The organism is Arthrobacter sp. Y3225116 (genome assembly GCF_059091245.1).
In genome coordinates this window covers 1-6,685 of the sequence record NZ_JBNHGL010000160.1, presented here as the reverse complement: position 1 = coordinate 6,685, position 6,685 = coordinate 1, and the positions used below count along the sequence as shown (strand labels likewise).

Here is a 6,685-nt window from a genome sequence, read left to right as displayed (position 1 = left end):
GGCGGGGTGCTCGCGCGGCGCGGACACACCGAAGCCGCCGTGGACCTGTGCCGGCTGGGCGGGCGCGCGCCGGTGGGCGTCATCGCGGAACTCGTGCACGATGAAGGGGACATGATGCGTCTGCCGGCGCTGCGGGCCTTTGCCGACGAGCACGGGTGCCCGCTGGTTTCGATCGAGGACCTCGCCAACCACCTGGCCGGAAACCCGGACACCGCCGGCCTGCCGAAGGCGGCGAACCATGGACGGTAAGGACATCCGCGAAAAGACTCCGGCCGCCACGGTCGAGGGCGGGCCCGCGGTCCAGTTGCCCACGGCCTTCGGCAGCTTCACCGCCCAGGCGTGGACCGATGCCGCCACCGGCGTGGAGCACCTGAGCATCACCTCGCAGGTCAGTCCGGCGGCCGAACCGCTGGTCCGGCTGCACTCCGAATGCCTGACCGGCGACGTGTTCGCCTCCTACCGCTGCGACTGCGGCGAGCAATTGGAGCAGGCGCTGGCCATGATCGGAGAGCACGGCGGGACGGTCCTGTACCTGCGCGGGCAGGAGGGCCGCGGCATCGGCCTGGCCAACAAGATGCGCGCCTATGCCCTGCAGGAAGCCGGCGCCGACACGGTGGAGGCCAACGAGCAGCTGGGCCTGCCCGTGGACTCGCGGGACTACTCCGCCGCCGCCGCGATCCTGCGGGCGATGGGCATCGGCGCCATCCGGCTGCTGAGCAACAACCCGGCCAAGAGCAGCATGCTGGCGGCGCTGGGCATCGAGGTGGTCGAAATGGTGGCCGCGGAAGTTCCCTTCCGGGAGCAGAACCGCCGCTACCTGGAGACCAAGCGGGACCGGATGGACCACCGTTTGGCCGTCCTGCAGACAACACCCGTGCAGCAGAGCTGACGCCTGCGCCCGGCACGGCAAACACAATCAACCACCGACGAGAGTTTCACGAAGGAAGAACATGAGCGGACACGGAGCACCCACCATCGACATCACCGGCCTGCAGGCGGAGACCGGCGCGCTGAAGCTCGCCATCGTCGCCGCCAGCTGGCACACCGAGATCATGGACGGGCTGGTCGACGGCGCGCTGCGGGCGGCAACCGAGGCGGGCATCGGGGAGCCGGCCCTGGTCCGGGTGCCCGGGGCTTTCGAGCTGCCCGTCGCCGCCGCCCGGCTGGCACCCCACTATGACGCCGTGGTGGCGCTCGGCGTCGTCATCCGCGGCGGGACGCCGCACTTCGAGTACGTCTGCCAGGCCGCCACCGAGGGCCTGACCAGTGTCAGCGTGCAGACCGGCACGCCGGTGGGATTCGGGGTGCTTACCTGCGACACGGAGCAGCAAGGCCTGGACCGCGCCGGCCTGCCGGGCTCCAGCGAGGACAAGGGCCACGAAGCGGTGACCGCCGCCCTGGCGACCGCGGCCACGCTCCGAGGCCTCGGCGTCTAAAGCTCGGCGCGGAGTCCTTCGTCACAATGGGAACGGCGGTTTGCCGCGCTCACGCGCTCCTGACGTAGTCTAAAGGGCGTGAAATCCTTCGAATCCCTGTTTGCGGAACTGAGCGAAAAGGCGCAGCAGCGTCCGGAGGGCTCCCGGACGGTAGCCGAGCTGGATTCCGGCATCCACGGAATCGGGAAGAAGGTCGTCGAAGAGGCCGCCGAAGTCTGGATGGCAGCCGAACACGAGTCCGACGAAGCCGCCGCCGAGGAAATCTCCCAGCTCCTCTACCACCTGCAGGTCCTGATGATCGCCAAGGGCCTGCGGCTGGAAGACGTCTACAAGCATCTGTAGCGGGACGCCGCCCGTGCGCGGCGCCCCGCCCAGACCCAGGCCGATTCCACACTTGCGAGGCCCTGCTGCGGCCGAGACGATCCCAGAAAGACCACCATGCTGCGTGTAGCTGTTCCCAACAAAGGTTCCCTGTCCGAAGCCGCCTCCGCCATGCTGGGCGAGGCCGGCTACCTCCAGCGCCGCGACAGCCGCGAACTGGTCATGACCGATGCCGACAATGACATTGAGTTCTTCTTCCTCCGCCCCCGCGACATCGCCGTCTACGTAGGCTCCGGCACCCTGGACGTCGGCATCACCGGCCGTGACCTGTTCCTGGACGCGCAGGTCGAAGCCGTCGAGCTGATGAACCTCGGCTTCGCGGCGTCCACGTTCCGGTTCGCCGGCCCGCTCGGCGAGTTCACCAGCGCCGCGCAGCTGAACGGCAAGCGCCTGGCCACCAGCTATGACGGGCTGCTGCGCAGCTACCTGGCTGAGCACGGGATCGACGCCTCCGTCGTCCGGCTGGACGGCGCGGTGGAGTCCTCCGTGCGCCTCGGCGTAGCCGACGCGATTGCCGACGTCGTGGAGACCGGCAATACGCTCCGGGCCGCCGGGATGGAAATCTTCGGGGATCCCATCCTGAAGTCCGAGGCCGTGCTGATCGGCCGCGCCGGGGAGACCCCGCCCAACGGACTGGACGTGCTGATGCGCCGGCTGCGCGGCGTGATTGTTGCCCGCGAGTACGTCATGATGGACTACGACATCCGCAAGGACCTCGTGGACGCCGCCGCGGCGCTGACCCCGGGGCTGGAGTCGCCGACCATTTCGCCGCTGCGCGATACCGGCTGGGTGGCCGTGCGCTCGATGGTCCGCCGCACGCAGACCAACCGCATCATGGACGAGCTCTACGATCTCGGCGCCCGTGCCATCCTGGTCAGCACCATCCACGCCTGCCGCATCTGACTGCCCCGGAGTAAGCCATGACTGTTGCCATCCGTGTGATCCCCTGCCTGGACGTCGACGCCGGACGCGTGGTCAAGGGAATTAATTTCGAAGGCCTGCGCGACGCCGGCGACCCGGTGGAACTGGCGCACCGGTACGACCGTGCCGGAGCCGACGAGCTGACCTTCCTGGACGTCACCGCCTCCTCCGGCAACCGCGAAACGACCTTCGACGTCGTGGCCCGCACCGCCGAGGAAGTCTTCATCCCGCTGACCGTGGGCGGCGGCGTGCGCGAGGTCGCCGACGTCGACAAACTGCTGCGCTTCGGGGCGGACAAGGCCGCCATCAACACCGCCGCGGTCGCCCGGCCCGATGTGATCGACGAGATCACCCGCCATTTCGGTTCGCAGGTGTTGGTGCTCTCGCTGGATGCCCGCCGGACCGACGATCCGTCGGTGGCCTCCGGATTCGAAGTCACCACGCACGGCGGGCGCAAGGGCACGGGGATCGACGCGGTGCAGTGGGCACGCGAGGCGGCCGACCGTGGAGTGGGGGAGTTGCTGCTCAACTCCATCGACGCCGACGGGACCAAGGACGGTTTCGATCTGGAAATGATCCGGGCGGTACGGGCCGCGGTGAAGGTCCCGCTGATTGCTTCCGGCGGCGCCGGCAAGCCCGCGCACTTTCCGCCGGCCGTCGCCGCGGGGGCGGACGCGGTGCTGGCCGCCTCGGTCTTCCACTTCGGGCCCGACGACGCCATCGCGCAGGTCAAACAGGCGATCCGGGACGCGGGCTACCCGGTCCGCTGAGTCCGGGAGCCGGGGAAGCGGAAGTGTCAGAGGCCGATTTCGGCGCTGTCCAGCAGGGCCACGGCGTCGGCCTGGCCCTCGAAGGTGACCAGGGCATGCCTGGCCCGGCCGGAGGCATGCATCAGCAGTTCGCCCGGTTCGCCGACGATGGCCACCGAGACGGGTGCGCGCTTGGCCACGTGCCGCGGGCCGTCCGGACGCACCAGCACGATGCCCAGGTCCACTCCCCGGTAGAGCAAGGCTGCCCGCTTAATCAGGTCGCCCCACAGCGCCGCCGAATAATCCTCGTCCAGCGCCCGCGGCGCCCAGCGGTCGGTTGCCCGGCGGATGTCTTCGGTGTGGACGAAGAACTCCACCAGGTTGGCCAACGTGTCCACCGCCGGCACCCTGAACGGGGACCAGGCCGGCGGGCCGGCGCGGAAAGCCTCCACGAGCTTGGCGTAGCCGGCCGGTTCCCGGGCTGTGTCCGCCACCTTGCGGGTGGCCTCGTCCGAAACCCTGGCCAGCGGCTTAAAGGCCAGGCCGAGGGCGGCACCCACACGGTGTTCACGGATGTACAGATGGGCGGCCAGTTCTGCGGTCGTCCACCCCTCACACAGGGTGGGTGAATCCGGCCCGGCAGCCAGCAAGGTCTCGGCCAGGACTTCACGGGACGGATTTACGTAATGCATCACCTTGAACCTAGCACGAAGAAGTCGCCTGCGGGCCGAGAAATGTGTACGTGCGCCCGTGCCGGCGCGGGCGGGAGCCTCTGGGACTTGGCACTAGACTTGTAGGGATGCCTTCCGAGTCTGATTTCCCCGCAACAGTGCCGTCCGCCGCCGGCGCAACGGCCCTCGACCCAGCCGTCGCCGACCGGCTCAAGCGCGACTCCGCCGGCCTGGTCGCCGCCATCGTCCAGCAGTTCGATTCCGGTGAGGTGCTGATGCTGGGCTGGATGGACGACGAGGCGCTGCACCGCACCTTGACCAGCGGCCGCGTGACCTTCTACTCGCGCTCGCGCCGGGAGTACTGGCGCAAGGGCGACACCTCCGGCCACGTGCAGTTCGTCAAGTCGGTGGCCTTGGACTGCGACGGCGACGCCCTGTTGGTCCAGGTAGACCAGGTCGGCGCCGCCTGCCACACCGGCACCCGCACCTGCTTTGACGGCCGGGGCCTCGACGCCGTCGCCGGCCACGGCGCCGGACCGGACGGCAGCCAAGGAGCATCCGGCACCTGAACGGGCCCCATGACCACCGCAGTATCAGCCACTGAAGCGAAAGACAGATAACGCATGCAGGACCTTGGCGTCATCAGCCCCAGCCTGGAGGAATTCCGCGCGCTTGCCCGCGACCGCAGGGTCATCCCGGTCTCCATCAAGGTGCTCGCCGATGACCAGACTCCCATTTCCATCTACCGCAGGCTGGCCGATTCCCGGCCGGGAACCTTCCTGTTGGAGTCGGCCGCCGTCGGCGGGGTCTGGTCCCGCTATTCCTTCATCGGTGCCAACTCGCGGGCCACTCTGACGACCAGGGACGGGCAGGCGCACTGGCTGGGGGAGCCGCCGGTGGGCGTGCCGCGCACCGGCAACCCGGTGGAGGCCCTGCGCGCCACCGTGGAGGCGCTGCGGACCGAACGGTTCGACTCGCTCCCGCCGCTGACGTCCGGGCTGGTGGGATTCGTCGGCTGGGAGGCCGTGCGGCACTGGGAGAAGCTGACGTCCCCGCCCGAGGACGACCTGAACCTGCCCGAACTGGCCATGAACCTGGTCACCGACCTGGCCGTGCACGACAACGCCGAAGGCACGGTCACACTGATCGCCAACGCCATCAACTTCGACAACCGCGACGAGCGCGTGGACGAGGCGTGGCTGGACGCCGTCAAACGGGCCAAGCACCTGCTGGCGCAGCTCGCTGAACCGCTCGCCCAGCAGGTATCGGTGCTGGAAGACGCCGCCCTGGAAACCGCTGACCTGATGAACAGCGTGACCCACCGCTGGGCCCGGGAGAAGTATTTGGCGGCCGTGGACCGCGGCAAGGAAGCCATCGTCGACGGCGAAGTGTTCCAGGTGGTGGTCTCCCGCCGGTTCGAGGCCGAATGTTCGGCCGAGGCCCTCGACGTCTACCGCGTGCTGCGGAACCTGAACCCCAGCCCCTACATGTACCTGTTCAGCCTCGAAGACGCCGACGGCGTGGGCTACTCGATCGTGGGATCCTCCCCGGAGGCGCTGGTCACCCTGACCGGCGACGAGGTCATCACCCACCCGATCGCCGGATCCAGGCCCCGCGGGCACAGCGTCGAGCATGACAAGGAGCTGGCCGAGGAGCTGCTGGCGGACCAGAAGGAACGCGCGGAGCACCTGATGCTCGTGGACCTGGCCCGCAACGACATCTCCAAGGTCTGCACGCCCGGCAGCGTCGACGTCACGCAGTTCATGGAGGTGGAGAAATTCAGCCACATCATGCATCTGGTCTCCACCGTGGTCGGCCGGCTGTCTCCGGACAAGACCGCCTACGACGTGCTGGCCGCGACGTTCCCGGCGGGCACGCTCTCCGGCGCGCCCAAGCCCCGTGCCCTGAGGCTGTTGGACGAACTGGAACCGCACCGCCGCGGCATCTACGGCGGCGTCGTCGGCTACCTGGACTTTGCCGGGGACATGGACATGGCCATCGCCATCCGCTCGGCGCTGCTGCGCGGCGGCGTCGCCTACGTCCAGTCCGGCGGCGGGATCGTGGCCGACTCCCAGCCGGAGGCCGAGGCGCTGGAGACGGTGAACAAGGCGGCGGCGCCGCTGCGGGCAGTGACCCTGGCGGCGCGGCTCCACCCGGCCAATCCGGCACACGTACCGGTCAGGGGGCAGCAATGAGCGAAGAGAACTCCACTCCGGCCCGGGACGCGGCACCGGCGCCACGGCCGGGCGCCGCGCGTTGGCGGCGCAAGGGCACCGTGGTGCTCGCCGCCGTCGTGATATCGCTCGCCGCCTTTGGCACCACGACGCAAACCTGGCTTACGGCCCGATTCCCGGGGACCCGGGTACAGACCCCCGACGTGAGCGTGCCCGGCAGCGACGCCGCTACCGCGGTGACGGCCCTGGCGTTGGTGGCCCTGGCCGCCGCCTTGGCCGCTTCCATCGCCGGCCGCATCGCCCGCATCGTGATCGCCGTGCTGCTGGCGGCGGCCGGCATCGGCATCTCCGCC

At 69.4% G+C, this 6,685-nt stretch carries 10 protein-coding genes; 9 read left to right on the top strand and 1 reads right to left on the bottom strand.

Annotation, left to right across the window (positions count from 1 at the left end):
• The 6 genes from AC5RV2_RS13080 to hisF form a co-directional block, all read left to right on the top strand.
• Window positions 1-249 (top strand): 3,4-dihydroxy-2-butanone-4-phosphate synthase (locus AC5RV2_RS13080; RefSeq protein ID WP_494092682.1); only part of this gene is annotated, 249 nt, incomplete at its 5' end.
• Window positions 239-889 (top strand): GTP cyclohydrolase II, encoded by a 651-nt coding sequence (ribA, locus tag AC5RV2_RS13075; RefSeq protein WP_494092681.1) that lies wholly within the window; start codon window positions 239-241, stop codon window positions 887-889. The genes AC5RV2_RS13080 and ribA, both read left to right, overlap by 11 nt.
• Before the next feature lie 61 nt (window positions 890-950).
• The gene (gene ribH / locus AC5RV2_RS13070) at window positions 951-1,436 is read left to right on the top strand and encodes a 6,7-dimethyl-8-ribityllumazine synthase (RefSeq protein WP_494092680.1); all 486 of its coding nucleotides are present in this window, start codon (window positions 951-953) and stop codon (window positions 1,434-1,436) included.
• Window positions 1,437-1,514: 78 nt separating this feature from the next.
• A complete protein-coding gene (locus tag AC5RV2_RS13065; RefSeq protein ID WP_493977843.1) occupies window positions 1,515-1,778 on the top strand; it encodes a phosphoribosyl-ATP diphosphatase in 264 nt (87 codons plus the stop codon).
• Window positions 1,779-1,874: 96 nt separating this feature from the next.
• Complete coding sequence (gene hisG / locus AC5RV2_RS13060; RefSeq protein ID WP_494067709.1) at window positions 1,875-2,720, top strand: ATP phosphoribosyltransferase; 846 nt, start codon at window positions 1,875-1,877, stop codon at window positions 2,718-2,720.
• Between the two features lie 17 nt (window positions 2,721-2,737).
• Window positions 2,738-3,508, top strand: a complete 771-nt coding sequence (gene hisF / locus AC5RV2_RS13055; RefSeq protein WP_493999587.1) for an imidazole glycerol phosphate synthase subunit HisF — start codon at window positions 2,738-2,740, stop codon at window positions 3,506-3,508.
• Between the two features lie 26 nt (window positions 3,509-3,534).
• Here hisF and AC5RV2_RS13050 read toward each other — a convergent pair whose 3' ends face one another.
• Window positions 3,535-4,179, bottom strand: coding sequence for a TIGR03085 family metal-binding protein (locus tag AC5RV2_RS13050; protein ID WP_494092683.1), 645 nt, complete (start codon window positions 4,177-4,179; stop codon window positions 3,535-3,537).
• 107 nt (window positions 4,180-4,286) lie between these two features.
• Between AC5RV2_RS13050 and hisI the strand changes: the two genes are divergently transcribed.
• The 3 genes from hisI to AC5RV2_RS13035 form a co-directional block, all read left to right on the top strand.
• The gene (gene hisI / locus AC5RV2_RS13045; protein ID WP_494092679.1) at window positions 4,287-4,727 is read left to right on the top strand and encodes a phosphoribosyl-AMP cyclohydrolase; all 441 of its coding nucleotides are present in this window, start codon (window positions 4,287-4,289) and stop codon (window positions 4,725-4,727) included.
• A gap of 54 nt (window positions 4,728-4,781) precedes the next feature.
• Window positions 4,782-6,353, top strand: a complete 1,572-nt coding sequence (locus AC5RV2_RS13040; RefSeq protein WP_494092678.1) for an anthranilate synthase component I — start codon at window positions 4,782-4,784, stop codon at window positions 6,351-6,353.
• Window positions 6,350-6,685: Trp biosynthesis-associated membrane protein (locus tag AC5RV2_RS13035; protein ID WP_494092677.1), on the top strand; the 336-nt coding region annotated here is incomplete at its 3' end. The genes AC5RV2_RS13040 and AC5RV2_RS13035, both read left to right, overlap by 4 nt.

Bases quoted from the DNA above. Each gene is read 5' to 3' on its own strand.
- ribA (WP_494092681.1), top strand. From the start codon at position 239: ATGGACGGTAAGGACATCCGCGAAAAGACTCCGGCCGCCACGGTCGAG.
- ribH (WP_494092680.1), top strand. From the start codon at position 951: ATGAGCGGACACGGAGCACCCACCATCGACATCACCGGCCTGCAGGCG.
- hisG (WP_494067709.1), top strand. From the start codon at position 1,875: ATGCTGCGTGTAGCTGTTCCCAACAAAGGTTCCCTGTCCGAAGCCGCC.
- hisF (WP_493999587.1), top strand. From the start codon at position 2,738: ATGACTGTTGCCATCCGTGTGATCCCCTGCCTGGACGTCGACGCCGGA.
- AC5RV2_RS13050 (WP_494092683.1), bottom strand. From the start codon at position 4,179: ATGCATTACGTAAATCCGTCCCGTGAAGTCCTGGCCGAGACCTTGCTG.
- hisI (WP_494092679.1), top strand. From the start codon at position 4,287: ATGCCTTCCGAGTCTGATTTCCCCGCAACAGTGCCGTCCGCCGCCGGC.
- AC5RV2_RS13040 (WP_494092678.1), top strand. From the start codon at position 4,782: ATGCAGGACCTTGGCGTCATCAGCCCCAGCCTGGAGGAATTCCGCGCG.